We start from the raw sequence: 23,114 nt of genomic DNA, 5'->3' as shown, positions 1-23,114 counted from the left end.
GCGTGCCGCGGTTAAAAAACGGCGCGAGACCCTATCAGTTTAGAAAGAGAATAAGACGATGACCCAGTCTCCGCGCGCTCCAATCGCCCGCAATACGCCCAATATCGCTGTTATCGGCGTCGGTGGCGGCGGCGGAAACGCGATCAACAACATGATCGACGAGGGCATCGGCGGCGTTGATTTCATCGCCGCCAACACGGATGCGCAGGCGCTGAAGAAAACCAACGCGCCAAGGCTCGTGCAACTCAGCTCCGAACTTACAGGCGGGCTGGGTGCCGGGGCTGATCCGGAGGTTGGCCGGCAGGCGGCAATCGATTCGCTTGACGAGATCATGGATCACCTCAACGGTTACGACATGTGCTTCATCACCGCCGGTATGGGCGGCGGTACCGGCACCGGTGCTGCGCCCGTCATCGCGGAAGCGTGCCGTGCGAAGAATATCTTGACCGTCGGTGTCGTCACCCTGCCGTTCAGCTTCGAGGGCGCGCGCCGCATGCGTGCTGCCGAATATGGTTTCGCCAATCTGCTTAATACCGCCGATACCGTCATCGTCATTCCAAACCAGAACCTGCTGCGTATTGCGGATGCCGGCACGACCTTTGAAAGTGCCCTGAAGACGGCGGACAAGGTCCTGTCCCTCGGCGTGCGCTGCATTACCGATCTCATCCTGCGCGAAGGCCTGGTCAATCTCGACTTCGCCGATGTGCGTTACGTCATGAAGAATGGCGGACGCGCGCTTATGGGCACGGCGCAGGCCAAGGGTCCAAAACGCGCTTCGGAAGCGGCAGCAGCCGCCATCGCCAACCCGCTGCTCGGCGAACCGTCGCTGAAGGAGGCACGCGGCGCACTTGTGTCGATTTCTGGCGGCAACGACCTGACGCTTTACGAGATCGACGAGGCGATGACGCTTGTACGCGAGGCAGTCAGCGAAGAGACCGATGTGGTGATGGGCGCGTCCTTCGATCCGACGCTGGACGGCGCTTTCAAGATTTCCGTCGTGGCCACCGGCCTGCGTAACTGAGGTCCCTACCTCGAAGCGGCGCTTTGTAAAAAAGCAGCGATGTCACAAATTGAATTATTGAAGCCGTCGCGGGTAATTTTCGTGACGGCTTTTTGTTGTTTTTGAACAATTATTCCGCCATTCGAGGGGCAGGTGCTGCAACGCGGCGTTGATATGGAAAAAATATAATAGTACTCTTTATGTCGACAAGAGGGATTTGGTTATGACGGATATAATTGCTTCTGCCGAGCGTAAGCGTGGCTCCGGCGTGAAGATGGTCTACGATCTGCTGCGCGACGAGATTCTCGATCTGGTTCTGCCGCCGGGTAGTCCAATCGATGAGGTGCAGCTTGCCGAGCGGTTCAAGATGTCGCGCACGCCCATTCGCGAAGCGCTGGTCCGGCTCTCGGGCGAGGGGCTGATCGATACGCTGCCGAACCGTTCGACCATGGTGTCGAACATCGATTTCCTCAATATGCATACCTATTTCGATGCGCTGGTGCTGATGTACCGGGTGACGACCCAGCTTGCTGCCCAATATCACCGTCCGGAAGATCTGGCCGGCATCCGCGCCCATAATGCGGAATTTGCCATTGCGGTTGAAGAGCAGGATGCGCTGGCGATGATTTCCACCAATGCCGCCCTGCACCTTTCCATCGCCGAAGCCGGACGCAACCCCTATTTCACCAGTCTGTTCAAGCGTCTGCTGGATGAGGGACGGCGCATCTTGCGGCTGTATTACCAGTCCTATGATGATCGCCTGCCGAAACGTTTCGTCGACGATCACGATGCGATCATCGCGGCGATCGCCGCGCGCGACACCGTTCTGTCCGAGAAACTGGCCCGCGAGCATGCCGAACAGATCGTGCAGCAGGTGCAGAAACTACTGGTGCGCAATGAGCGGCTGGAAATAAATCTGTAGCTTGTCGATTTCTTGTCGACAAATAAAATACAAGATTGTAATGTCCTTGTTGAAAGGGTGGCGCGGAGGTGCGTCCATTCCCGAAAAACTGTCCCTTAGGAGCTAGTAATGACGGCCAGCATTTTTTCCGGCGTGATTCCCGCCTTGATGACCCCCTGCAAAGATGATCGCACCCCCGATTTCGACGCGCTTGTCCGCAAGGGCAAAGAGCTGATCGCCGATGGCATGTCTGCCGTCGTGTATTGCGGTTCCATGGGCGACTGGCCGCTTCTTTCCGATGAGCAGCGCATGGAAGGTGTGGAACGTCTGGTAAAAGCCGGCATTCCGGTCATCGTCGGCACCGGCGCGGTCAACACGGCATCTGCCGTTGCGCACGCCGCCCATGCCCAGAAGGTTGGCGCAAAGGGCCTGATGGTCATTCCGCGTGTTCTTTCGCGCGGCTCGGTCATCGCTGCCCAGAAGGCGCATTTCAAGGCCATCCTTGCGGCCGCTCCCGAAACGCCCGCTGTCATCTACAACAGCCCCTATTACGGTTTCGCCACCCGCGCCGATCTCTTCTTCGCGCTGCGTGCGGAACACAAGAACCTCGTGGGCTTCAAGGAATTCGGTGGTCCGGCGGATATGCGTTACGCCGCTGAAAACATCACCAGCCGCGATGATGAAGTCACCCTGATGATCGGCGTCGATACTGCCGTTGTCCACGGCTTCGTCAATTGCGGCGCAACCGGCGCGATCACGGGCATCGGCAATGTCCTGCCGAAGGAAGTCATTCATCTCTGCAAGCTGTCGCAGGCCGCCGCCAAGGGCGATGCGGACGCCCGCGCGCGCGCGCTGGAACTGGAGCAGGCGCTCGCCGTCCTCTCCTCCTTCGATGAAGGCCCGGATCTGGTTCTCTACTTCAAGCACATGATGGTGCTGAAGGGCGACAAGGAATATACGCTGCACTTCAACGAGACAGATGCCCTCAGCGACAGCCAGCGCGGTTATGTCGAGGCGCAGTTCAAGCTGTTCAACAGCTGGTACGCCGACTGGAGCAAGCTTCCGGGTGCGGTTCAGGCCTGCAAGGCTGCCTGATTACTTTCTGCATTGAAAAAGGCCCGCATTTGCGGGCCTTTTTTCGTTTTATGAGGTTCGATAGATATCCTTCGTCATGCCTGATTGGCTTCGGCATGACGAAGGACTGATGTCAGGAGACGGCGTCCATCCCCCGTTCCAGCAGCCGGTCGAGTCCGGCGATTTCGGCGGCGGTCAAGGTAATACCTTCGCTTTCCGATTTGGCGCGTGCAGTGAAGCGGCGGCCGGAGGGCAGGCGGGCTCCCTGTCCGATAATGGCGTCGAACAGGATTTCCGCCCGCTGGAAAGGATCGCCCGGACGGCCCTTGGCAAAGGCTTCCGGGGAAAAGGCGACGATCAGCTCGCCATGGAACGGCGCAAGCGTTGTGGTGCCGAGATACTCCAGTACTTCAGGGCTGGTCAGGTCACCGATCATGATACCCGCTAGAAGCTCGATCATGGTGCCGATCGCCGAACCCTTGTGGCCGCCGAACGGAAGCATGGCGCCGGCAAGCGCAGCCTCCGGGTCGGTCGTCGGGTTTCCGTCGGCATCCACGGCCCAGCCTTCGGGCAAAGATTTTCCCGCGCGACGGTGCAGTTCTATCTCGCCGCGCGCCGCAACAGATGTCGCGAAATCAAAGACATAGGGTGAAGTGTTCTTACGGGGCCAGCCGAAGGCGAAGGGGTTGGTGCCGAGCAGCGGCTTGGTTCCGCCAGTGGGGGCGACGGTGGAATAGCTCGGGCACATGACCAGACCCGCTAGACCGTTCGCTGTCAGCCCCTCGACTTCCGGCCAGAGCGCCGAGAAATGCGTGCAATCATTGATGACGAGCGCGGCGATGCCGGTGCGTTTCGCCCGCTCCACCAGAACAGGCAGGCCAAGCTCGAAAGCGGGGTTGGCAAAACCGCCATTGGCGCTGACTTTCACGATCGATGTGCCGTCGTCTGCGGCCACCTCCGGCATCGCATCGGGTTTAACCTTGCCTGCCTTGACGGTGCGCAGGGCGCCTTCGATGCGGTAGATGCCGTGCGATTTGCAGGCGTCGCGCTCACCGGCAACAATAACTCGCGCAAGCGCTCCCGCCTGCACGGCATTGAGCCCCGCCTTGCGGAAAATAGCTTCGACCCGCTGAAAAAGCCCGTCGATGGTTAATGTGGTGTTGTCGCTCATCATAATCCTCCGATATTGGGCTCGCACATTTTGAATACATAAAGTATACAACGGGCATTCTATTGCAACTCGTCTTTTCGGCATTCTGCGTCCGGTGCCCATTCCTGCCACAGGCGCCGGGGTGAGAGTAGGGCAGACTTGCCCAACCAGGGCGTCATTTTCACGTGCTCTTCGTTCCCGAATTGCAAGCTCGCTGCCGTAGCACTGTTCGCTGCTGCAAAAATTCTTTTTGTATACTCATTGTATTTTTATGTTGATTTATCGCCTCCATGGGGAAATAGTGACCTCGCCTTCAATGGCAGAGCAATTCTGGGAGCAAATCAACAATGAAAAAATCGGTCATCGTCGCCGGCCTGCTGGCCGCCACTTTCGCTATTACTCCGGCCAAGGCCGACAAGCTTGACGACATCATTTCGTCCGGTACGCTGCGCTGTGCGGTCGTGCTCGACTTCCCGCCCATGGGCGCGCGTGATGACGCCAACAACCCGATCGGCTTCGATGTCGATTATTGCAACGATCTCGCAAAGGCGCTCGGCGTCACGGCTGAAATCGTCGAGACACCTTTCCCGGAACGTATTCCGGCGCTGATGTCCGGCCGCGTCGATGTTGGCGTTGCCTCCACGTCCGATACGCTTGAGCGCGCCAAGACGGTTGGCATGACCGTGCCTTACTTCGCCTTCGAAATGGCTGTCACCGCCAATGACAAGTCCGGCGTCAAGTCCTTTGAGGACATGAAGGGCAAGACCGTCGGCGCGACTGCCGGTACGTTCGAAGCCATTGCGCTCGAAAAGACCGTCAAGGAATGGGGCGTAGGCGAGTTCCGTCCTTACCAGACGCAGGCCGATGTGTTCCTCGCGCTCAGCCAGGGCCAGATCGACGCCACCGTTTCGACCTCGACCGTTGCACAGGCCAACGTCAAGACCGGCAAATTTGCCGGCATCTCGGTGGTCGGCAAGGCACCCTATGACATCGATTACGTCGCTCTCTTCACCAACCGCGATGAATATGGCTTCATCAACTACCTGAACCTGTTCATCAACCAGCAGGTTCGCACCGGCCGTTACGCCGAACTCTACGGAAAATGGGTTGGCGGCGAAGTTCCTTCGCTCACCGTCAACGGCGTCTATCGCTGATCGGAACTTTTCCCAAACGGCGCGGTCGGATCGATCGCGCCGTTGATCGTTTCTGAAAAGGTGAGACGGTTATGTTCAATTATACATTCCACTGGAATCAGGCGCTGAAGGCTTTGCCGCAGCTGCTGGACGGTGCGGTGGTGACGCTGCAGATCGCGATCCTGTCAATGGTGATCGGTCTTTCCTGCGCCATCGTGCTGACCCTGTTCCGGCTTTCCGGTAACCGGATGTTGGGTGCCATTGCCGCCGTCTGGGTGGAAATCGCCCGCAACACGCCGGCGCTGTTCCAGATTTACATGGCACATTTCGGCCTTGGCAATTTCGGCATTCATCTCAGCCCCTATACGGCGCTTCTGGCCGGCATCGCCTTCAACAATGCGGGCTATCTTGCGGAGAACTTCCGTGGTGCGCTGAAAGCGATACCGGATACGCAAACGCGCTCCGGCCGTTCGCTCGGCATGACGTCGATGCAGACCTTCCGCCTCATCATCATGCCGCAGATGCTGCGCGTCGCCTTCCTGCCTGCCACCAACCAGATGGTCTGGGCAATCCTGATGACCTCGCTCGGTGTCACCGTCGGCATGAATACGGATCTTGCCGGTGTCACGCAGGCCTTGAACGCCCGTTCGTTCCGCACCTTCGAATTCTTCGCGCTTGCCGCGGTCATCTATTACGTGATCGCCAAGATCGTCACGCTTGCCGCCAGATTGCTGGCCGCTCGTCTGTTTCGTTATTGAGAGAGGTGCGCCATGTTTGAAACCGCTCTCACCTGGAGTGATCTTGCCTTCCTTGCCAAGGGCGCGGGGATGACGCTTGCCGTCACCGCCGTTGCCGTGACGGCTGGCACCCTCATGGGTATCATCTTCGGTGTCATCCGCTTCCAGCTCGGGGCCTATTGGTCGCTGCCCCTGACCTTCGTGCTGGATGTTTTCCGCTCCGTGCCGCTCCTCATCCAGCTGGTCCTTGGCAATGCCTTCCAGTCGATCGCCAAGCTCGGCTGGCCGCCATTCACCACCTCATGCGTGGTTCTGTCGCTTTATACGGCGGCCTATTGCACCGAGATCGTGCGTGGCGGCATCGAAGCGGTGCCGTCGAACACGCGCCGTGCCTGCCGTTCACTCGGCATGACCTGGTCGCAGGACATGCGCTACATCGTGCTGCCGCTTGCAACTCGCGTGTCGTTGCCCGCCTGGATCGGCCTGACACTCGGCGTCATGAAGGATTCGGCGCTCGTGCTGTGGCTCGGACTTATCGAGCTTCTGCGTGCCTCGCAGATCCTAGTCACGCGCCTGCAGGAACCGCTGACCATTCTCATGATCTGCGGCGCCATCTATTTCCTTATCAGCTTCCCCATCGCCCGTTTCGGCGGGTATCTCGAAAGACGGTGGTCCCCCAATGATTGAGATCGAAAACGTCCGCAAATCCTTCGGCCCGCTGGAGGTTCTGAAAGGGATCAACCTGACCGTCAACAACGGCGAGGTCGTCACTATCATCGGTGGTTCCGGCTCCGGCAAGTCGACGCTGCTGACCTGCATCAACGGCCTGGAGCCGATCGATAGCGGCAAGATCGTCATCGACGGCACCGAGGTGCATGCCAAATCGACCGACCTCAACAAGCTGCGTCGCAAGGTCGGCATCGTCTTCCAGCAATGGAATGCCTTTCCGCATCTGACGGTGCTCGAAAACGTCATGCTGGCGCCGCGCAAGGTGCTTGGCATTTCGAAAGAGCAGGCCGAGGAAATCGCGGTCAAGCAACTGACCCATGTCGGTCTTGCCGAAAAGCTGAAGGTCTATCCGAACCGCATGTCTGGCGGTCAGCAGCAGCGTATGGCGATTGCCCGCGCTCTTGCCATGTCGCCGGAATATATGCTGTTCGACGAAGTCACCTCAGCGCTCGATCCGATGCTGGTGGGCGAAGTGCTCGATACGCTGAAGATGCTGGCCGACGAGGGCATGACGATGATCTGCGTCACCCATGAAATGGCCTTCGCCCGCGATGTGTCGAACCGTGTCGCCTTTTTCCATCAGGGCGTGATGGCGGAAATCGGCACGCCGGATCAGCTTTTCGGCGCGCCGCAGCACCCCGAGACGCAGAAATTCCTGTCGAGCGTGCGGTAATGTCTGCAAACAATGTCATCGTCATAGGGGCCGGCGTTGTCGGCCTCTCGGCAGCTATTGCCGCGCAGGGACGCGGCCTTTCGGTCACGGTTATCGATCGCGAAGGCCCGGCGGCCGGCGCTTCCGCCGGTAACGCCGGTGCCTTCGCCTTCACCGATATCCTGCCGCTCGCATCCCCCGGCATTCTCTGGAAAGCGCCGAAGTGGCTTCTCGACCCGCTCGGGCCTCTCAGCGTCCCGCCTGCCTATGCGCTGAAGATTGCACCATGGATGTTCCGGTTCTGGCGCGCCTGTGCCGCCTCGAAGGTTGAACATTCCACCACCGCCCAGACGGCGCTGATGGACCTGTCGAAATCTGAACTTGAGCCGTTTCTCAGGAGAACCGACACGATTGCCATGCTGCGCAAGGAGGGCAATCTCCAGGTCTATGAAAGCGAAGCCGAATTCGAAGGCTCGCTTGCCGGCTGGAAGGCGCGCGAGCGTCATGGCATCGAGTTCCGGCACGTCAATGCCGAGCAGATGGCCGAGATACAGCCCGGCATCGCACCGCGTTTCACCTGCGGCACCTTCACGCCCGGCTGGCATTCCATCGCCGACCCGAAGCTTTATACGCTGGCTCTTGCCGAGCATTTCCGCAGCATCGGCGGTCGTATCGAACGTCTCGACATCGCAGCGCTCAGGCCGCTGGAAGACGGTGTGGAAGTGGTGAGCCATGACGGGCGCACCCGCAAGGCCGGCAAGGTGGTGCTGGCGGCTGGCGCATTTTCGCATCGCATTGCCCGTTCGCTTGGGGAAAAAATTCCGCTGGAAACGGAACGGGGGTATAATACCACCCTGCCTTCAGGCGCCTTCGATCTGCGCACGCAGGTGACCTTCGGCGGTCATGGTTTCGTTGTCACGCGGCTTTCGACCGGCATTCGCGTCGGCGGTGCAGTGGAGCTGGGCGGGCTCGAGCTTCCGGCCAATTTCGCCCGCTCCGAGGCGCTTCTCGCCAAGGCGGCAAGTTTTCTGCCAGGCCTGAAAACCGAAGGCGGCAAACAATGGATGGGTTTTCGCCCCTCGCTGCCCGACAGCCTGCCGGCGATTGGTGCGGCGCGCCACACGGCGCGGGTGGTCTATGCTTTCGGTCACGGCCATCTGGGGCTGACGCAATCGTCCGGCACGGCCCGCATCGTCGCCGATCTACTGACGGGGCAAAAACCCGCCATCGATACAAGGGCATTTTCGCCACAACGTTTCTAGAGAATTTTGGCTTTTCTCCGAAACGCAAAAATTCTCTAGTTTTTTTTACGCATTTTCCAGACGTAAAACCGCTACGCACTTTTACTGGAAATGCTTTTGGGGAGATTTTCGATGTCTTCTTCCGGTTCGACAACAGCCGTTCCTCAGGCGCGCAGCATCCTGCCGGGCGCGGCTGAAGGCGTGGTGATCGCCACGACTGAGGCGCTGAGTTTCTGGGGCGGTGTCGATCCCGCCACAGGCAAGGTGATTGACGTGCACCACCCGCTGCACGGCGTCTGTCTCACCGGCGGTGTGCTGTTCATGCCGTCAAGCCGTGGCTCCTGCACCGGTTCTGGCGTTTTGCTCGATCTCATCCTGACGGGCCGCGCACCCTCAGCGCTTGTCTTCTGCGAGGCCGAAGACGTGCTAACGCTAGGCGCACTGATCGCTTCGGAAATGTTTTGCAAGCCCATGCCGGTGCTGCGCCTGGACGCGGAGAATTTCGCGCGGTTCTCCCAAGCCTCTCATGTGCGTATCGATGAAAATACCATTGAGGCTGATGGCGTTTCCCTCGCGATCGCGCCGCCTGCGACGACGCATCTCGATCTCAAGAATGACGACAGGGCAATGGTCGAGGGCCGCGATGGCATTGCCGTGCAGCAGGCCATGCGCATCATTGTCGCCATGGCCGCCCAGCAGGGGGCGTCAGCGCTCGTCGATGTCACGCAGGGTCATATTGACGGCTGCATTTATGCCAGCCCCGCCAATCTCACCTTTGCAGAGAAGATGGCGGAGATGGGCGCAAGCGTGCGCGTGCCGACGACCATGAACGCCATCTCGGTGGACAAGGCGCATTGGCGCGCGCAGGGCGTGCCGGAGGATTTCGGCGATCCCGCCGCAAGGCTGGCAGATGCCTATGTACGCATGGGCTGTCGCCCCACCTTCACCTGTTCGCCATATCTGCTCGACAGCGCGCCGCAGGCCGGCGACATGATCGCCTGGGCCGAATCGAATGCCGTGATTTTCGTAAATACGGTTCTCGGCGCACGCACGGCCAAACATCCGGATTTTCTCGATCTCTGCATTGCCTTGACGGGCAGGGCGCCATTGTCCGGCGTCTATCTTGAGGAAAACCGCCGACCGCAACGCATTGTCGATGTCGCTTTGCCTGAGGATATCAATGACGCCTTCTGGCCGCTCATCGGTTATCTCGCTGGCAAGGCAGCCCCCGATTGCATTCCGCTTCTGCGCGGTCTTGGCGCAGCAAAGCCTTCGCGGGATGATCTGAAGGCGCTCTGCGCCGCTTTCGGCACCACGTCTGCGGCTCCCATGCTGCATATCGAGGGCGTCACCCCGGAAGCGCGACTGGAGCCGGTCGAGACGGCGGAAACCGTCACGGTTTCGCTTGCTGATATGGCCGCAGGCTGGTCGCTTCTGAATGAGGGACCAGAGGATGTGCAACTGGTTGCAATCGGCAGCCCGCATGCCTCGCTGGAGGAATGCCGCGCGCTGGCGTCCGCCTTCAACGGACGCAGGCGTCATGCAAATGTTGCCGTCATCGTCACTGCCGGACAGCAGGTCATCGACGCAGCAGAACGGGACGGCACCCTGCAAAGCCTGCATGACAGTGGCGTCCAGGTACTGCCTGATCTGTGCTGGTGCTCGATTTCCGAACCGGTCTTTCCGACCAGGACGCGCGCGCTGATGACCAATTCGGGCAAGTACGCCCACTACGGCCCTGGACTCAGCGGTCGCGCGGTGCGTTTCGGCAGCCTTGCCGACTGTGTCGAAAGCGCACTGACCGGCCGTGCTATTTCCCGTCTTCCATCCTGGCTTTCCTGAGGAGCACTAAATGCGCAGTATCAAGACAGTTCACGTCATCTCCGCCCATGCGGAAGGCGAGGTAGGTGATGTGATCGTGGGCGGCGTCAGGCCGCCGCCGGGCGAGACGATCTGGGAACAGAGCCGTTTCATCGCCAGCGATGAGACCCTGCGCAATTTCGTGCTCAACGAGCCGCGCGGTGGCGTGTTCCGCCACGTCAATCTTCTGGTGCCGCCAAAACATCCTGACGCGGATGCTGCCTTCATCATCATGGAGCCGGAAGATACCCCGCCCATGTCGGGCTCCAACTCCATCTGCGTTTCCACCGTGCTTCTGGATGGCGGTATCGTGCCAATGCAGGAGCCGGAAACCCATATGCTGCTTGAAGCGCCGGGCGGGCTTGTGAAGGTGCGTGCCGAATGCCGCAATGGCAAGGCCGAACGCATTTTCGTGCAGAACCTGCCAAGCTTTGCCGCGAAGCTCGATGTAGAGCTTGAGGTCGAGGGTCTCGGTACGTTGAAGGTGGATACGGCCTATGGCGGCGACAGTTTCGTCATCGTCGACGCCGAGGCGATGGGCTTCAGCCTGAAGCCGGATGAAGCGCACGAGATTGCCCGTCTCGGCGTGCGCATCACCAATGCCGCCAACAAGGCTCTGGGTTTCGAGCATCCCGAAAACCCCGATTGGCGTCATTTTTCCTTCTGCCTGTTTGCGGGCAAGGTGGAGCGCACCGCTGAGGGCCTGCGGGCGGGTGCCGCCGTCGCCATCCAGCCTGGCAAGGTGGATCGCTCACCGACCGGTACGGCGCTTTCGGCCCGAATGGCGGTGCTGCATGCACGCGGTGAGATGAAAGAAGGCCAGACGCTGACGGCCGTGTCGCTCATCGGCTCCACCTTTACCGGTCGCATTCTGGGAACGACAACGGTGGGCGACCGCCCGGCCATCCTGCCGGAAATTTCCGGCCGCGGCTGGATCACCGGCATTCACCAGCACATGCTCGATCCTTCCGATCCATGGCCGGAAGGATATCGTCTGACGGACACCTGGGGCGCTCGATAAGGACGATACACTGTACTTACCTCATCCCTGTGACCAGCACAGGGATGAGGTAGGGAGCGCCTCACCCGCCCACCCGCTTCGTTGTCTCCCTGACGATCAACTCGAACCCGACATCCACCCGCGCACCTTCGGGAACGGCAGCGCCTTTTTCCGCTTCCAATATGGAAAGCAGCAATTCGCCCGCTTTGCGGCCGATCATCTGGGCGTCTACACGGATCGTTGAAATCGCCGGATAACATTGCCGGCCGATATCGAAATCGCCGAAGCCCAGGATGGAAATCTGTTCGGGCACATGAATGCCGCGACGATGACACTCCATCAGTGCGCCGACGGCGGAAATATCGGAGACCGCGAAAATACCTTCGACATCCGGCGCCTTCGCCAGCAATGAGCCGAGCGTTTTGGCCCCATGGTCGTAGGAGACTGGGGCGCTGCCCTCGCGGATGATGAGGTCGTCGGCAATGCCGGCTTCGCGAAGTGCAGCACCAAAACCGAGCAGACGGCTTTCGCCGCGCCAGTCCTTTACATCGCCATCCGCACGCGATCCCAGTGCGCCAATTCTCTTAAATCCAAGCGATATTAGATATTTGGCGGCGTTTCTTCCCACTTCGTAGTTGGAAAAGCCTACCGCATGGTCGATGGGATGTTCGGGAACGTCCCAGATTTCGACAATCGGGATGCCGGCGCGCATCAAAACTTCGCTCGCCATCTTGGTATGCACCGTTCCGGCAACGACTATGGCGTCGGGCCGGCGCTCCATCATGGTGCGGATGACGCGCTCCTCCTCCTGGAGATCGTACATGGTATAGCCGATCAGCAGTTGATAGTCGGCGGCGCGCAGAGCATTGGCGAGCCCCTGTGCGCTGTCGGCGAAGTTGGAGTTGGTGAGCGTCGGCAGGATGGCGGTGATGAAATTGGTGCGCCGGGAAGACAGCGAACCGGCGATCCGGTCAGGCACATAGCCAAGCTTCTCGATGGCCTTCATCACCTTCTGGCGCGTGTCCTCAGACACCAGCGCCGGATCGGCCAGCACCCGCGAAACGGTCATCTTGGAGACGCCCGCGAGTTTTGAGACGTCGCTCATGGTTGCTTTTTTTGACGTGACTAACGCTGCGGCCAAGGGCGTGCGCTCCACCAAAGCATGTCTCCCTGAATTAGAACCGGTTCAGGACAAGACATACACGAAGATATCAAGGGAAAGCACGCCGCATGATTGCAGATCGGTGCGGCGTGCACCGGATTTATGCGATGCGGCGGTAGACGAGGTGATAGAAACGCCCGTCGCACATGCTCATCATCTCGTCCGTCAGCACCCGGCCTTCCAGTCTAACCGGCGAAACCAGCGCTTCTTCCACAGCCTCAATCGACGGATAGTCGATTTCCTGCACCATAATGATGGCCGCCGCGTCCGGGTCCGTACGCTCGGTGCGCATGACGCGCACCGCCTGCGCGTTCGGCATGCGTTTCCAGACCGGCAGAAGCTTTTCCTCGACGATGCGGAAAAACTCCTCCTCCCGACCGGCGTGGATCTTGCCTTCAAAAATTGCCGAGCGTGTATACATGGTTCCCTCCCGAATGAATGCCCGATGCAACAGTTCTGTAGATCGGACTTGCAATGATACCGATAACATGCATTATTGATCCTGCCAAGAACGCGAAATGTTGTCGACCAGAGGAAAATCGATAACCAGCCAAAATCATTGAATTTCATGGGGAATTCTAACAGTTTTGGATATTCGCGTCTTCTTGGGAGGAGTTTTTTGCAAATCGGGTTGAAATGTTATCGAGAACATTTTTCGGTTTGCGCAAAGGCCGCTGTTCCCGTGCGGACGGCAAATAAAGGGTTGGAGGAGAAACCATGAGCATTTCCAGATTTTTGAAGAACATGACCGTCGCAGTCGGTGTTGCCGCAGCAACGCTAGCCACCACCACCTCGGCCCATGCCGTCTCGCTCAGCGAGATCACCGCGCGCGGCAAGGTCAAGATCGGCGTTCTCACCGGCGCGCCGCCGATGGGTATGGTGGACGAGAAGGGCAATCCTTCCGGATACGACGTTGATGTCGCCAATCTGATCGGCTCTTACCTGTCGCTGCCGGTCGAACTGGTGCCGCTGACGCCGCCGGCCCGTATTCCGGCGCTCCAGACCGGCAAGGTCGATTTCCTTGTCGCGACGCTCGCTCCGACCGGTGAACGCGCCAAGACCGTCATGTTCACGCAGCCCTACAGCGCCTTCAACATGGACATCATCTCCGGCAAGGACCAGAAATTCGAAAATCTCGATAGCCTCAAGGGCAAGCGTGTTTCGGTCAATCGCGGTTCCTCGCAGGAAACCGCGCTGCGCAAGGCCAATGTCGAAGGTCTCGAAATCGTCGTCTACGAAGACGATTCCACCAGCGCCCAGGCTCTGCTTGCCGGTCAGGTGGATGCCGTCGCCCTGCCGTCTACTGTTGGTGAGGCGATCATCAAGCAGCGTCCGGAAGCCGGTCTGCAGGTCGGTTTCACCTTCTTCCAGCAGGGCAATTCCATGGCGACGAAGATTGAGGATTTCGAGCTGCGTCAGTGGCTGAACACCTCCATCTATCTCATGAAGATGTCGGGCGATCTCGACCGCATCTCGGTGAAGTGGACCGGCCGTCCGCTGCCGCAACTGCCAAGCTTCTGATTGAGCCATTCAACGCGCCCGCCGGGAGAAATTCCGGCGGGCCGGGAAATGTCCACGGAGTGACGCATGTCCTATACATTTCAATTCGGCGCACTTGCCCAATATCAGAACGAATTGTTGAGCGGCATATGGCTGACGATCAAGCTATCGGTCCTCTCCATCGTGCTCGGTTGCGCTTTCGGCATTCTTTTAGCCTCGCTGCGTTCCATCAATGGCGGTATCGTCCGCATCATCGTGGACGGCTATGTTGAGGTGATCCGCAACACGCCATTTCTTGTGCAGCTTTTCATCGTCTATTTCGGTCTGCCGGGGCTCGGCTTTCGCGTTGGAGCCGATACGGCAGCTCTGATCGGCATGACGATCAATCTTGCCGCCTATTCCACGGAAATCATCCGCGCCGGCATCGAGGCGGTTCACAAGTCGCAGATCGAGGCGGGCGAGGCTCTGGGCTTCACCAAATATCAGATCTATCGTCACGTCATCATCGTGCCTGCCATCGCCAAGGTCTATCCTTCGCTGTGCAGCCAGTTCGTGCTGATGATGCTGGCATCGAGCATATGTTCGGCCATCTCCACCCATGAGCTTGCGGCCGCCGCTGCCTTCGTGGAATCGCAGACCTATCGCTCCTTCGAGGTCTATATCGTCGTCACGCTCATCTATCTTGCGCTGGCGCTCAGCCTGCGGCTCATCCTTGCCCTTGTCGGCATGTGGCTGTTCGGCCGCCGCGTGGCGCGCAAGACGATGACCGCCTTGCCGGAGGTGCAGTCATGACACTCAGAACTTTCGGCTGGAACGAATTCGGCTTCCTGCTCACCGCCCTGCAATGGACCGTGCTTCTGACGATCATTGCGCTCATCGGCGGCGGCCTCGTCGGTTTCTTCGTGGCGCTTGCCCGCACCTCGGATCTGAAGGCGCTGCGTATCGCTGCCGGCACCTATATCCAGGTCATCCAGGGCATTCCGGTGCTGATGATCCTGTTCCTGTCCTATTACGGCCTAAGCCTTGCCGGACTTGAACTGCCGCCACTGATTGCTGCCGGCGCATCGATGACGATCTATACGTCGGGTTATCTCGCCGAAATCTGGCGCGGCTGCATCCAGGCGGTGCCGAAGCAGCAATGGGAAGCGTCCGAGTCGCTGGCTCTCACCCGCGCCCAGCAATATCGCTACGTCATCCTGCCGCAGGCGATCCGCATTTCCCTGCCGCCGACCGTCGGTTTTGCCGTTCAGGTCGTCAAGAATACGTCCATCGCATCAATCATCGGTTTCGTCGAACTGGCGAGAGCGGGGCAGCTTATCAACAATGCCACGTTCCAGCCGTTCCGCGTTTTCGTCGCGGTGGCCGTGCTTTATTTCATCGTCTGCTACCCGTTGTCCCAGCTGTCTCGTTGGCTGGAAAGGAGGCTTCATGCCGGAAGTAATCGTTGAAAACGTTCACAAGAGCTTTGGCGCTCTGGAAGTCCTTAAAGGCGTGTCGCTGACGGTCGGCCGTGGTGAAGTTTTCGCCCTCATCGGCCGCTCCGGCTCCGGCAAGAGCACGCTGCTGCGCTGCATGAACGGGTTGGAGAAGATCAATTCGGGCCGCATCGAAATTGCCGGCCATGCGCTGGGCGGAGATGCCACAGCGCTGCGCAAGCTGCGCACCGATGTCGGCATCGTGTTCCAGAGCTACAATCTTTTCCCGCATCTGACGGTCGGCGATAACATCATGCTCGCTCCGCGTATCGTCAAGGACGTGGCAAAGTCGGAAACGAAGGACATTGCCCGCGAGGTTCTGCAACTCGTCGGCCTGTCGGAGAAATTCGATTCCTATCCCGACCAGCTTTCCGGCGGCCAGCAGCAGCGCGTGGCGATTGCCCGTTCGCTTGCCATGCGGCCGAAGGTGATGCTGTTCGACGAGGTGACCTCTGCACTCGATCCCGAACTGACGGAGGAAGTGCTGACGGTCATGGAAAACCTCGCCAAGGGTGGCATGACCATGATCCTTGTTACCCATGAAATGGCCTTTGCACGCCGTGTGGCGACCGAAACCATCTTCATGCACAAGGGTAAGATCTGGGAACAGGGCCGCTCGGCAGAACTCTTCGCCAATCCGCAAACACCGGAACTCCGGCAATTCGTCAAGGCCGATGTGAAATAGCGCCTGATCCACAAGGACATATCCATGACTACTGAAATCGTACAACTGTGCCCGCTGATCCCGGCACTGGAACAAGAACTCGCGCAGCGCTTCACTGTTCATCGCCTGTTTGAGGCGGCAGAAAAGGCGGCGTTCCTTTCTGAAAAGGGTGCTGCAATCCGCGGCGTCGTCACCGGTGGCCATATCGGCCTGCCGGCGGATATCGGCGCCGCACTCCCCAATCTCGAGATCGTCGCCATCAACGGCGTCGGTTTCGACAAGGTGGATCTGGCGGAAGCCAAGCGACGCGGTTTCCGCGTTTCCAACACACCGGATGTTCTGACGGCGGATGTCGCTGACCTCGCGCTCGGTCTTGTTCTGGCGCAGGCGCGTAAGCTGCCGCAGGCTGACCAGCATGTGCGCACGGGGCAGTGGCTGAAGGGTGATATGGGTCTTTCCACCCGTGTGGCCGGCCGCCGCTACGGCATTTTTGGCCTTGGCCGCATCGGTCAGGCGATCGCCAAAAGACTGGAAGGCTTTGATGCGCGCATTTCCTACACCGCCAGAAACCGTCGCGATGTTCCCTATGATTATCACGACAGCATCGAAGCGCTGGCCGCCAATTGCGACGTGCTGATCATCGCCGCCGCCGCCACCGCCGAAACGCGTCATATCGTCAATGCGGATGTGCTGAAGGCTCTCGGTCCCCAGGGTGTGCTCGTTAACGTGGCGCGTGGTTCGCTTGTGGATGAAAAGGCACTGGTCGAGGCGCTCTCGAGTGGCACGATCGGTGGCGCAGCGCTTGACGTCTTTGAAGATGAGCCACGTGTGCCGGAGGCGCTTTTCACCTTCGAAAACGTCACGCTCGCGCCGCATATCGGCAGCGGCACGCACCAGACCCGGCGCGCCATGGCCGATCTGGTTCTCGCCAATCTCGACGCGCATTTTGCCGGTAAAGAGCTCCCCACACCTGTCGTGTGATGGATAAGCAATTGACGGTTGCAGTCAAACGCTGCAGCCGTTGCAGCTCATGAGATTGGCTACGAAGTCCTGCAGCTCACGGTTCAGTGCTATGAAGTATTGAATGGGAAAAGCTTGTTTCACGGCGCAGATGCGCCGTGGCTCAATGCCGGCTCAAGGCCGGTATGTTGCAGGAGAGGTTTTGCCTTTGCCGACAATCTGATCGCGCGGTATTTGTCGCGCCATTTCGCTTCAATCCCCCGCCGCCGTTCATATTTATATAATATGTATAATCCTACTATTCTGCTTCCTTATACAGTAACGAGGCGGATAGTTGCGTTCCAAAGGCCCGAAGTCACGCTTGCAGAACCGGCCGCCGCGGACGAAGTCCGATGCGCCGCCATCCGACCGGCATGCGCTGCTTGAAGCGATGATCGATCATGTGCCGGATTTCATCTATGCCAAGGACCTGGAAGGCCGCTTTCTCTTCGCCAACCGTGCCATCGTCACCGAAAACGGCTTTGACACAGTCGAGGAACTGATCGGTCTTACCGATTACGATATTAACGGCGATGCGGCGCAGCGTGCCGGCATTCCAGAGACCGAGGCGCGGGTGATGCGCACGGGAGAGCCGGATCTCGGTTTTGAGGAACGCGCAATGCGCGGCGATATCGACCGCTGGCTGATGATGTCTCGCGTGCCGCTTAAGGACAAGAACGGCGCGATCATCGGTGTGGTCGGTGCATCCAGGGATATTACCCAGAAGAAGGCCTCGGAGCGACTGCTTCAGGCGCAGGCGCATATTCTCGAAATGATTGTTGGGGCGGCGCGTATCGAGGATTTTCTCGAAGAATTCGTGAAAGCCATCGAAAACCTCGCTACGGGTCTTGCGTGCGCTGTTCGCGTATTCGATGCCGCGGCCGGCGAACCCTCGGTCTATGCCTCACCGGCGCTTTCACAGCATGCGGGGGTGTCAGCACTCATCTCCAGCGTCAGCGATCCCGAAAGCCTGACCTATCCCGCCGGTAATGTGGCCTTCAGTTTCGATATTCCCGCCAGCGAAGGCAATGCGCACGGTTTCGTCTGGTGCATGTTGGCGGGCCGCAAACCGGATGCGGGGCTTCTGGAGTTCATCGCCGCCGCCGCGCGCATGGCGGGTCTTGCGATCGATCGCAAACGGGCGGCGGAACATATCGCGTTTCTTGCCGATCACGACATGCTGACACGGCTGCCCAATCGCCGCTTTCTGGATACGAGACTGCCGGAAATACTGGCAGCATCGGCAAAAGCGAAGCGGCATGTCGGCATCGGCTTTCTCGATCTCGATAATTTCAAGCAGATCAACGATACGCTCGGCCACAGCGTTGGCGATGCTTTGTTGTCAAAAACGGCTGAGCGCATCTCGCGCAGTCTCGGTCGAAACGATCTGGTGCTACGGGTGGGCGGGGATGAGTTCGTCATCATTCTGCATAAGCACAAGGACGATTTCGAAAGCCGCCTGCAACATATCCGGGCTGCGGTCTCGCAGCCGCTGCGCCTCGGCAACTACGATATCAAGGTCACATGCAGCATTGGCATGGCATTTTTCCCGGAGCACGGGGAAACCACGGCGGAAATTGTCGCTGCGGCCGATCTTGCTATGTATGAGGCCAAGCATAGCGGGCGAGATGGCATTGCAACCTTTACGCCGCGCATGTCGGATGATCTGAGGAAGAAGTTCACCCGCATCGAGGAATTGCGCAAGGCGGTGGAAAGGGACGAATTCGTTCTACACTATCAGCCGCAGGTGGACCTTCTGACCGGTCGCATCAGCGGCGTGGAGGCGCTGGTGCGCTGGCAGCACCCGGTGGAAGGTCTGCTCGGCCCCGCGGAATTCATCGGCCTTGCGGAAGAAACCGGCCTCATCGTGGAACTTGGGGAAAGCGTTCTGAAGAAAGCCTGCCTTCAGGCGCAGGCATGGTGCAATGCCGGGCTGCCGCCCGTCAAAATGGCGGTCAATATTTCACCCAGGCAATTTCAGGGCGGCCTTGTGGAGCAGATCAGGTCTGCGCTCACGCAATCCGGCCTTGCGCCGTCTCTATTGGAAATCGAGATCACCGAAACCCTCATCATTCAGGATGTGGAAACATCCGTGCGGATCATGCGCGTCATCAAGGAGATGGGTGTCAGCCTGGCACTGGATGATTTCGGCATCGGTTATTCCTGTCTCGGCATGCTCAAGACCTTCCCCCTGTCGTGCATGAAGATAGATCGGTCGTTCCTCACCCATCTGCCGGAAAAAACCAAGGACAGCGCCATCGTCTCCATCATGATCCAGCTTGCGGGGTCTCTGGGCATCGATGTCATTGCCGAGGGCGTCGAGACCGGCGAGCAGGCAGCGTTTCTGCGCGCTGCCGGCTGCCCCTATGGGCAGGGTTATTACTTCAGCCGCCCGGTGCAGGCGGATGCGATCGAGGCAATGTTGGGGAATATGATGACTTTCCCCGCTGGTCTATCGAACGACATGCAATAATTCCCACCTCGGTGGCCTGCCTCTAACCGAATTCGCCGGGCGCGAATAGGCGGAAGGCACGTTGTGCTGTCTTTGCCGCGTAGTGGCGTCGGGAGGGAGTGCGGCTATATCACCCTTCTTGCGACCCCACGCGGCATCAAAAGCCCGCATCCCCTCATCTTCATTCATGAAACTTGATGCCTTTCCCAAGCGATTGCGGGATTGGGCGCAAGTTTGTTCTAGTATTATAATTCAAGAATATTAGAACTAATTTGCGCTATAACTAAGTAATAAATATCGAAATCACCAAATAAACCATTTATGTATTATATATTAATCTGTTAATTTGTTGTAATTTTACTACGTGATTTGAATGTATTCTATAAGTGTATTTGTATTCTTTAGATTTGAATTGCGAGTCTCCCGTAATTTCTGCCATTTGCTGAATCGGCGCAGAGAAGCGGGCGGCAGGGAAAAGACCAGCCCTCGGTTTTGCGCATTCGTTGAAAAATTTTTGACTGGAGATTAAAAATGAACATCAAGAGCCTYCTCATCGGCTCCGCTGCSGCTCTCGCAGCAGTATCCGGCGCACAGGCCGCTGACGCTATCGTCGCTGCCGAACCCGAGCCCATGGAATATGTTCGCGTCTGCGACGCCTTCGGCACCGGCTTCTTCTACATCCCCGGCACCGAAACCTGCCTGAAGTTCCAGGGCTACGTTCGCTTCCAGACCGACTTCGGCCGTGACAAGGCTGGCAAGTCTGATTGGGACGCATTCACGCGCGCCCAGTTCGAAGTTGACACCCGTACCGACACTGAACTCGGCGCTCTGCGTGGCTTCATCGGCCTGCGTGGTGATGCTGATACCGGTTCTGCCGCTGCTTCCACCACTTCAGGTTCCAGCGACAAGGGATCCGCAGTTTTCGTTCATCAGGCCTTTATCGAAATCGCCGGCCTGAAGGTCGGTAAGTTCCTGAGCTGGTGGGATGATGGTCTCTCCGGTGAAACGGACGATGTGGCGACCAACGCTTTGTTCAATTCCGTTCGTTACACCTATGAAGCGGGTTCTTTCTGGGCTGGTGTCTCGGTTGACGAACTCGAAGGTATCGCGGTCGGCACGTTCAACAAGAACAACAACACAAGTAACAATGTCGGCGTCGTTGTTGGCGCTGGCGCGAAGATCGATAGCGTCTCTCTTCAGCTCATCGGTGGTTATGACACTGACCGCGAAAACGGCTCTGTTCGCCTGATCGCAACAGCTGGTGTTGGTCCTGGCACGTTTGGCCTGTCTGGTGTTTGGGCTTCCGGCGCAAACGCTTACTACAATGCTTCCGAGTGGGCTGTTGCTGCCGAATACGCCATCAACGCAACCGACAAGCTGAAGATCACCCCCGGCTTCCAGTACTACAGTGGCTACGGCCTCGTCTCGTTCGACAAATTCTCGAACAACGACGCCTGGAAGGCTGGCCTGACGGTTGACTACAAGATCACGGACGGCCTCTCGGCAAAGGTTGCTGCAAACTACCTCGACGTCGACACCAAGCCTGAAGCCTGGACCGGTTTCGTTCGCCTGCAGCGCGCATTCTAATAGCCATAAGAAAAAAGCCTAAACCGGATTAGATGACTCAGATCCACCCCGCTCTTGAGCGGGTGAGTGCTAGCTCCAGTCAAAGTTCCTGACATGATGTCAGGTTTGCTCCCCGGACCCCTCCAGGCCGGGGAGATTTTGTTTTGAGGAAAGTTCCGGCAGATTTTTGTCAACAATGTCGTTGCGGGCATTTGCGGGCGGGTCGCTGGGTTGGCGGGTTGCCGGTCCTGGAGATCAGGTTGCGCTATCGCTCGCCAGGCATTGGTACCGGCGGCTGGGGAGGGTGCACTGGCTCTTCGAAGGTTCGCAGCAAACGGCCCCAGCCCGGATCATGCATATGCGCTTCAAGACCCGCGCGGGCGGCAAGCGCCAGTGCCTCTTCCTGTCCAAAGGAGAGAGCCGCATCGACGTCAGTCGTCAGAACAAGGCCGTTTTCCATCAGCATCTTGCCATCGACGAAAACGGTATCGACGTCGCTTCCCAGAACCTGATGCACGAGACGGTGCACCGGCATCCACATCGGCATCAGATGTGGCTTGCGCATGTCGATGACGACGACATCGGCCTTTTTGCCAATTTCGAGCGAGCCGATTTCATCTTCCATGCCGATGGCGTGGGCGGCGTCGATGGTAATCATTTCGAATATCTTGCCCGGCGGCAAAAGGTAGCGATCGTGATTGTGCAGCAGGTGCTGCGTGAATTGCGCCAGACGGGCGGTCTGGAGCATATCGAAGTGACGGCTGGGTGCCGCGCCGTCGGTGGTGATGGCTACTCGAATCCCCTTGGACATCATTTCCATGATCGGCGTTGAGCGGCCCGGCGGGGCGTGGGTCACGCGCGTGCCGGTTTCCGCCAGAATGTCGATTTCTTCATGCGAGATGCCCCAGCAGTGCTGGAGGTGGATATCCGGGCCGAGAAGCGCATTTTCCTTATCCTGAAACGCCATGCGGATTTGTCCCGCAAATGCATCCGAATGTAGCCTGACGCCCATTTTCCGGGCCGTCTCGCGTATTCGGCGTGCCTGCATGCGGTCGTTTTCCGTCAGTTTCACCGCCTGGTCGGGGCTTGAAGCGTTGGAGGGTTCCACCGAGGGAACGATGGTAAAGGGTGTCAGAAAAACACTGATGCGTCCGTCTGCCGTTCCGTTCAGGGCGTCGATCGTGGCTTCGCTGCCCTCAATCATTTCCTCGAAGCTTACATTTCGGCGCTCCGGAGAGCCGCTTTCCCATCGGGTCACCGGGTGCGGCCAGGGCAGGCCGGAAGGTCCAACGCAGATGATTTCACGAAGCCCGATCTCGTCATAAGCGCGGGCGTGGTTGATGGCAAAGACGGGGTCGTCGGCGCGTGGCATCGAGGTGATGATGCTGGCACCTGTCGTCACGCCGGCGCGAAGCCGCTCGATGCCGGAGACCAGGCCGTCCGCATACCAGTAATCGCGTGTGACGTAGTGATAGTAGGTCGGCGTCACGACCTTCATCCACATGGCGTTGGTGTCGGCCGCAATGCTGCGGATCAGCGCGTGCCCTGCATGGCCATGGGCGTCAATGAGGCCGGGAATGATGAGTTTTCCCCGGCAATCTATGATCTGCTTGTCGGTGTGACGTGGCGCCAGCTGCGCTGCTGTACCGATGTCGACAATACGGTCGCCCTGAATGGCAAGGCCACAATCCTCGATGATGCGTCTTTCGCGATCTACCGTCACCATCGTGCCGTGCAGCAGCAGAAAATTCCCCATTTCGTCCTCTCCCTCATTGAAGTGCAGCTTGTATCCAGAACCTCGCGATTTTGGATACGATAA

General features: G+C 58.8%; 21 protein-coding genes. 17 read left to right on the top strand and 4 right to left on the bottom strand.

Features of this window, described 5'->3' with window-relative positions; genetic code table 11:
- Positions 1–58 precede the first annotated feature (58 nt).
- The 3 genes from ftsZ (at position 59) to ASD46_RS20675 (ending at position 2,996) form a co-directional block, all read left to right on the top strand.
- Positions 59–1,021 carry a cell division protein FtsZ gene (ftsZ, locus tag ASD46_RS20685; protein WP_019566702.1) on the top strand — a complete coding sequence of 321 codons (963 nt, stop codon included), beginning with the start codon at positions 59–61 and terminating at the stop codon, positions 1,019–1,021.
- Positions 1,022–1,223: 202 nt separating this feature from the next.
- A complete protein-coding gene (locus ASD46_RS20680; RefSeq protein WP_004431295.1) occupies positions 1,224–1,922 on the top strand; it encodes a GntR family transcriptional regulator in 699 nt (232 codons plus the stop codon).
- A gap of 108 nt (positions 1,923–2,030) precedes the next feature.
- Positions 2,031–2,996 carry a dihydrodipicolinate synthase family protein gene (locus tag ASD46_RS20675; protein ID WP_013761087.1) on the top strand — a complete coding sequence of 322 codons (966 nt, stop codon included), beginning with the start codon at positions 2,031–2,033 and terminating at the stop codon, positions 2,994–2,996.
- A gap of 112 nt (positions 2,997–3,108) precedes the next feature.
- Here the strand turns inward: ASD46_RS20675 and ASD46_RS20670 are convergent, their stop codons facing one another.
- Positions 3,109–4,146: an Ldh family oxidoreductase gene (locus ASD46_RS20670; protein ID WP_013761086.1), complete on the bottom strand. Its 1,038-nt coding sequence runs from the start codon at positions 4,144–4,146 to the stop codon at positions 3,109–3,111.
- A 326-nt stretch (positions 4,147–4,472) separates the two neighbouring features.
- Between ASD46_RS20670 and ASD46_RS20665 the strand changes: the two genes are divergently transcribed.
- The 7 genes from ASD46_RS20665 (at position 4,473) to ASD46_RS20635 (ending at position 11,498) form a co-directional block, all read left to right on the top strand.
- Entirely contained in the window at positions 4,473–5,279 is an 807-nt protein-coding gene (locus ASD46_RS20665) for a transporter substrate-binding domain-containing protein (protein ID WP_013761084.1), read from the top strand.
- A gap of 71 nt (positions 5,280–5,350) precedes the next feature.
- A complete protein-coding gene (locus ASD46_RS20660; RefSeq protein ID WP_013761083.1) occupies positions 5,351–6,016 on the top strand; it encodes an amino acid ABC transporter permease in 666 nt (221 codons plus the stop codon).
- A 12-nt stretch (positions 6,017–6,028) separates the two neighbouring features.
- The gene (locus ASD46_RS20655) at positions 6,029–6,682 is read left to right on the top strand and encodes an amino acid ABC transporter permease (RefSeq protein WP_004431304.1); all 654 of its coding nucleotides are present in this window, start codon (positions 6,029–6,031) and stop codon (positions 6,680–6,682) included.
- Positions 6,675–7,397 carry an amino acid ABC transporter ATP-binding protein gene (locus tag ASD46_RS20650; RefSeq protein WP_004431309.1) on the top strand — a complete coding sequence of 241 codons (723 nt, stop codon included), beginning with the start codon at positions 6,675–6,677 and terminating at the stop codon, positions 7,395–7,397. The genes ASD46_RS20655 and ASD46_RS20650 overlap by 8 nt, the downstream gene beginning before the upstream one ends.
- Complete coding sequence (locus ASD46_RS20645; protein ID WP_013761082.1) at positions 7,397–8,638, top strand: NAD(P)/FAD-dependent oxidoreductase; 1,242 nt, start codon at positions 7,397–7,399, stop codon at positions 8,636–8,638. Before ASD46_RS20650 ends, ASD46_RS20645 begins: the two co-directional genes overlap by 1 nt.
- Positions 8,639–8,749: 111 nt before the next feature.
- Positions 8,750–10,459: an aconitase X gene (locus tag ASD46_RS20640; RefSeq protein WP_013761081.1), complete on the top strand. Its 1,710-nt coding sequence runs from the start codon at positions 8,750–8,752 to the stop codon at positions 10,457–10,459.
- A 10-nt stretch (positions 10,460–10,469) separates the two neighbouring features.
- Positions 10,470–11,498, top strand: a complete 1,029-nt coding sequence (locus ASD46_RS20635) for a trans-3-hydroxy-L-proline dehydratase (RefSeq protein ID WP_013761080.1) — start codon at positions 10,470–10,472, stop codon at positions 11,496–11,498.
- Between the two features lie 61 nt (positions 11,499–11,559).
- On the opposite strand, the gene ASD46_RS20630 is transcribed toward ASD46_RS20635, so the two are convergent.
- Together ASD46_RS20630 and ASD46_RS20625 are read right to left on the bottom strand one after the other, a co-directional pair.
- Positions 11,560–12,582: a LacI family DNA-binding transcriptional regulator gene (locus ASD46_RS20630; RefSeq protein WP_025594918.1), complete on the bottom strand. Its 1,023-nt coding sequence runs from the start codon at positions 12,580–12,582 to the stop codon at positions 11,560–11,562.
- Between the two features lie 157 nt (positions 12,583–12,739).
- The gene (locus ASD46_RS20625) at positions 12,740–13,060 is read right to left on the bottom strand and encodes a hypothetical protein (RefSeq protein ID WP_004431319.1); all 321 of its coding nucleotides are present in this window, start codon (positions 13,058–13,060) and stop codon (positions 12,740–12,742) included.
- A gap of 296 nt (positions 13,061–13,356) precedes the next feature.
- Here ASD46_RS20625 and ASD46_RS20620 point away from each other — a divergent pair, with 296 nt between their 5' ends.
- The 7 genes from ASD46_RS20620 to ASD46_RS20590 all read left to right on the top strand — a co-directional run bounded on the left by ASD46_RS20620 (position 13,357) and on the right by ASD46_RS20590 (position 21,316).
- Positions 13,357–14,160, top strand: coding sequence for a transporter substrate-binding domain-containing protein (locus ASD46_RS20620; RefSeq protein WP_013761078.1), 804 nt, complete (start codon positions 13,357–13,359; stop codon positions 14,158–14,160).
- 66 nt (positions 14,161–14,226) lie between these two features.
- Positions 14,227–14,931, top strand: a complete 705-nt coding sequence (locus ASD46_RS20615) for an amino acid ABC transporter permease (protein ID WP_004431329.1) — start codon at positions 14,227–14,229, stop codon at positions 14,929–14,931.
- Positions 14,928–15,587, top strand: coding sequence for an amino acid ABC transporter permease (locus ASD46_RS20610; RefSeq protein WP_003505666.1), 660 nt, complete (start codon positions 14,928–14,930; stop codon positions 15,585–15,587). The genes ASD46_RS20615 and ASD46_RS20610 overlap by 4 nt, the downstream gene beginning before the upstream one ends.
- Positions 15,568–16,299 (top strand): amino acid ABC transporter ATP-binding protein, encoded by a 732-nt coding sequence (locus tag ASD46_RS20605; protein WP_013761077.1) that lies wholly within the window; start codon positions 15,568–15,570, stop codon positions 16,297–16,299. The genes ASD46_RS20610 and ASD46_RS20605 overlap by 20 nt, the downstream gene beginning before the upstream one ends.
- A gap of 24 nt (positions 16,300–16,323) precedes the next feature.
- Positions 16,324–17,259, top strand: a complete 936-nt coding sequence (locus ASD46_RS20600; protein WP_013761076.1) for a 2-hydroxyacid dehydrogenase — start codon at positions 16,324–16,326, stop codon at positions 17,257–17,259.
- A 340-nt stretch (positions 17,260–17,599) separates the two neighbouring features.
- The gene (locus ASD46_RS20595; RefSeq protein WP_041694678.1) at positions 17,600–19,750 is read left to right on the top strand and encodes a putative bifunctional diguanylate cyclase/phosphodiesterase; all 2,151 of its coding nucleotides are present in this window, start codon (positions 17,600–17,602) and stop codon (positions 19,748–19,750) included.
- 510 nt (positions 19,751–20,260) lie between these two features.
- Complete coding sequence (locus tag ASD46_RS20590; RefSeq protein ID WP_013761074.1) at positions 20,261–21,316, top strand: porin; 1,056 nt, start codon at positions 20,261–20,263, stop codon at positions 21,314–21,316.
- Between the two features lie 244 nt (positions 21,317–21,560).
- On the opposite strand, the gene ASD46_RS20585 is transcribed toward ASD46_RS20590, so the two are convergent.
- Positions 21,561–23,051, bottom strand: a complete 1,491-nt coding sequence (locus ASD46_RS20585) for an amidohydrolase family protein (RefSeq protein WP_013761073.1) — start codon at positions 23,049–23,051, stop codon at positions 21,561–21,563.
- Positions 23,052–23,114: the final 63 nt, after the last annotated feature.

Origin of the sequence: Rhizobium sp. Root491, from assembly GCF_001427205.1 — a bacterium.
In the GTDB taxonomy this organism is placed as follows: domain Bacteria; phylum Pseudomonadota; class Alphaproteobacteria; order Rhizobiales; family Rhizobiaceae; genus Agrobacterium; species Agrobacterium tumefaciens.
Note: the sequence above shows the minus strand (reverse complement) of the source record. Positions and strands in the feature narration are given on the sequence as shown.

Bases quoted from the DNA above. Each gene is read 5' to 3' on its own strand.
- ASD46_RS20615 (WP_004431329.1), top strand. From the start codon at position 14,227: ATGTCCTATACATTTCAATTCGGCGCACTTGCCCAATATCAGAACGAA.
- ASD46_RS20675 (WP_013761087.1), top strand. From the start codon at position 2,031: ATGACGGCCAGCATTTTTTCCGGCGTGATTCCCGCCTTGATGACCCCC.
- ASD46_RS20645 (WP_013761082.1), top strand. From the start codon at position 7,397: ATGTCTGCAAACAATGTCATCGTCATAGGGGCCGGCGTTGTCGGCCTC.
- ASD46_RS20630 (WP_025594918.1), bottom strand. From the start codon at position 12,582: ATGAGCGACGTCTCAAAACTCGCGGGCGTCTCCAAGATGACCGTTTCG.
- ASD46_RS20635 (WP_013761080.1), top strand. From the start codon at position 10,470: ATGCGCAGTATCAAGACAGTTCACGTCATCTCCGCCCATGCGGAAGGC.
- ASD46_RS20585 (WP_013761073.1), bottom strand. From the start codon at position 23,051: ATGGGGAATTTTCTGCTGCTGCACGGCACGATGGTGACGGTAGATCGC.
- ASD46_RS20660 (WP_013761083.1), top strand. From the start codon at position 5,351: ATGTTCAATTATACATTCCACTGGAATCAGGCGCTGAAGGCTTTGCCG.
- ASD46_RS20670 (WP_013761086.1), bottom strand. From the start codon at position 4,146: ATGAGCGACAACACCACATTAACCATCGACGGGCTTTTTCAGCGGGTC.
- ASD46_RS20610 (WP_003505666.1), top strand. From the start codon at position 14,928: ATGACACTCAGAACTTTCGGCTGGAACGAATTCGGCTTCCTGCTCACC.
- ASD46_RS20665 (WP_013761084.1), top strand. From the start codon at position 4,473: ATGAAAAAATCGGTCATCGTCGCCGGCCTGCTGGCCGCCACTTTCGCT.
- ASD46_RS20600 (WP_013761076.1), top strand. From the start codon at position 16,324: ATGACTACTGAAATCGTACAACTGTGCCCGCTGATCCCGGCACTGGAA.
- ASD46_RS20605 (WP_013761077.1), top strand. From the start codon at position 15,568: ATGCCGGAAGTAATCGTTGAAAACGTTCACAAGAGCTTTGGCGCTCTG.
- ftsZ (WP_019566702.1), top strand. From the start codon at position 59: ATGACCCAGTCTCCGCGCGCTCCAATCGCCCGCAATACGCCCAATATC.
- ASD46_RS20655 (WP_004431304.1), top strand. From the start codon at position 6,029: ATGTTTGAAACCGCTCTCACCTGGAGTGATCTTGCCTTCCTTGCCAAG.
- ASD46_RS20650 (WP_004431309.1), top strand. From the start codon at position 6,675: ATGATTGAGATCGAAAACGTCCGCAAATCCTTCGGCCCGCTGGAGGTT.
- ASD46_RS20640 (WP_013761081.1), top strand. From the start codon at position 8,750: ATGTCTTCTTCCGGTTCGACAACAGCCGTTCCTCAGGCGCGCAGCATC.
- ASD46_RS20625 (WP_004431319.1), bottom strand. From the start codon at position 13,060: ATGTATACACGCTCGGCAATTTTTGAAGGCAAGATCCACGCCGGTCGG.
- ASD46_RS20620 (WP_013761078.1), top strand. From the start codon at position 13,357: ATGAGCATTTCCAGATTTTTGAAGAACATGACCGTCGCAGTCGGTGTT.
- ASD46_RS20680 (WP_004431295.1), top strand. From the start codon at position 1,224: ATGACGGATATAATTGCTTCTGCCGAGCGTAAGCGTGGCTCCGGCGTG.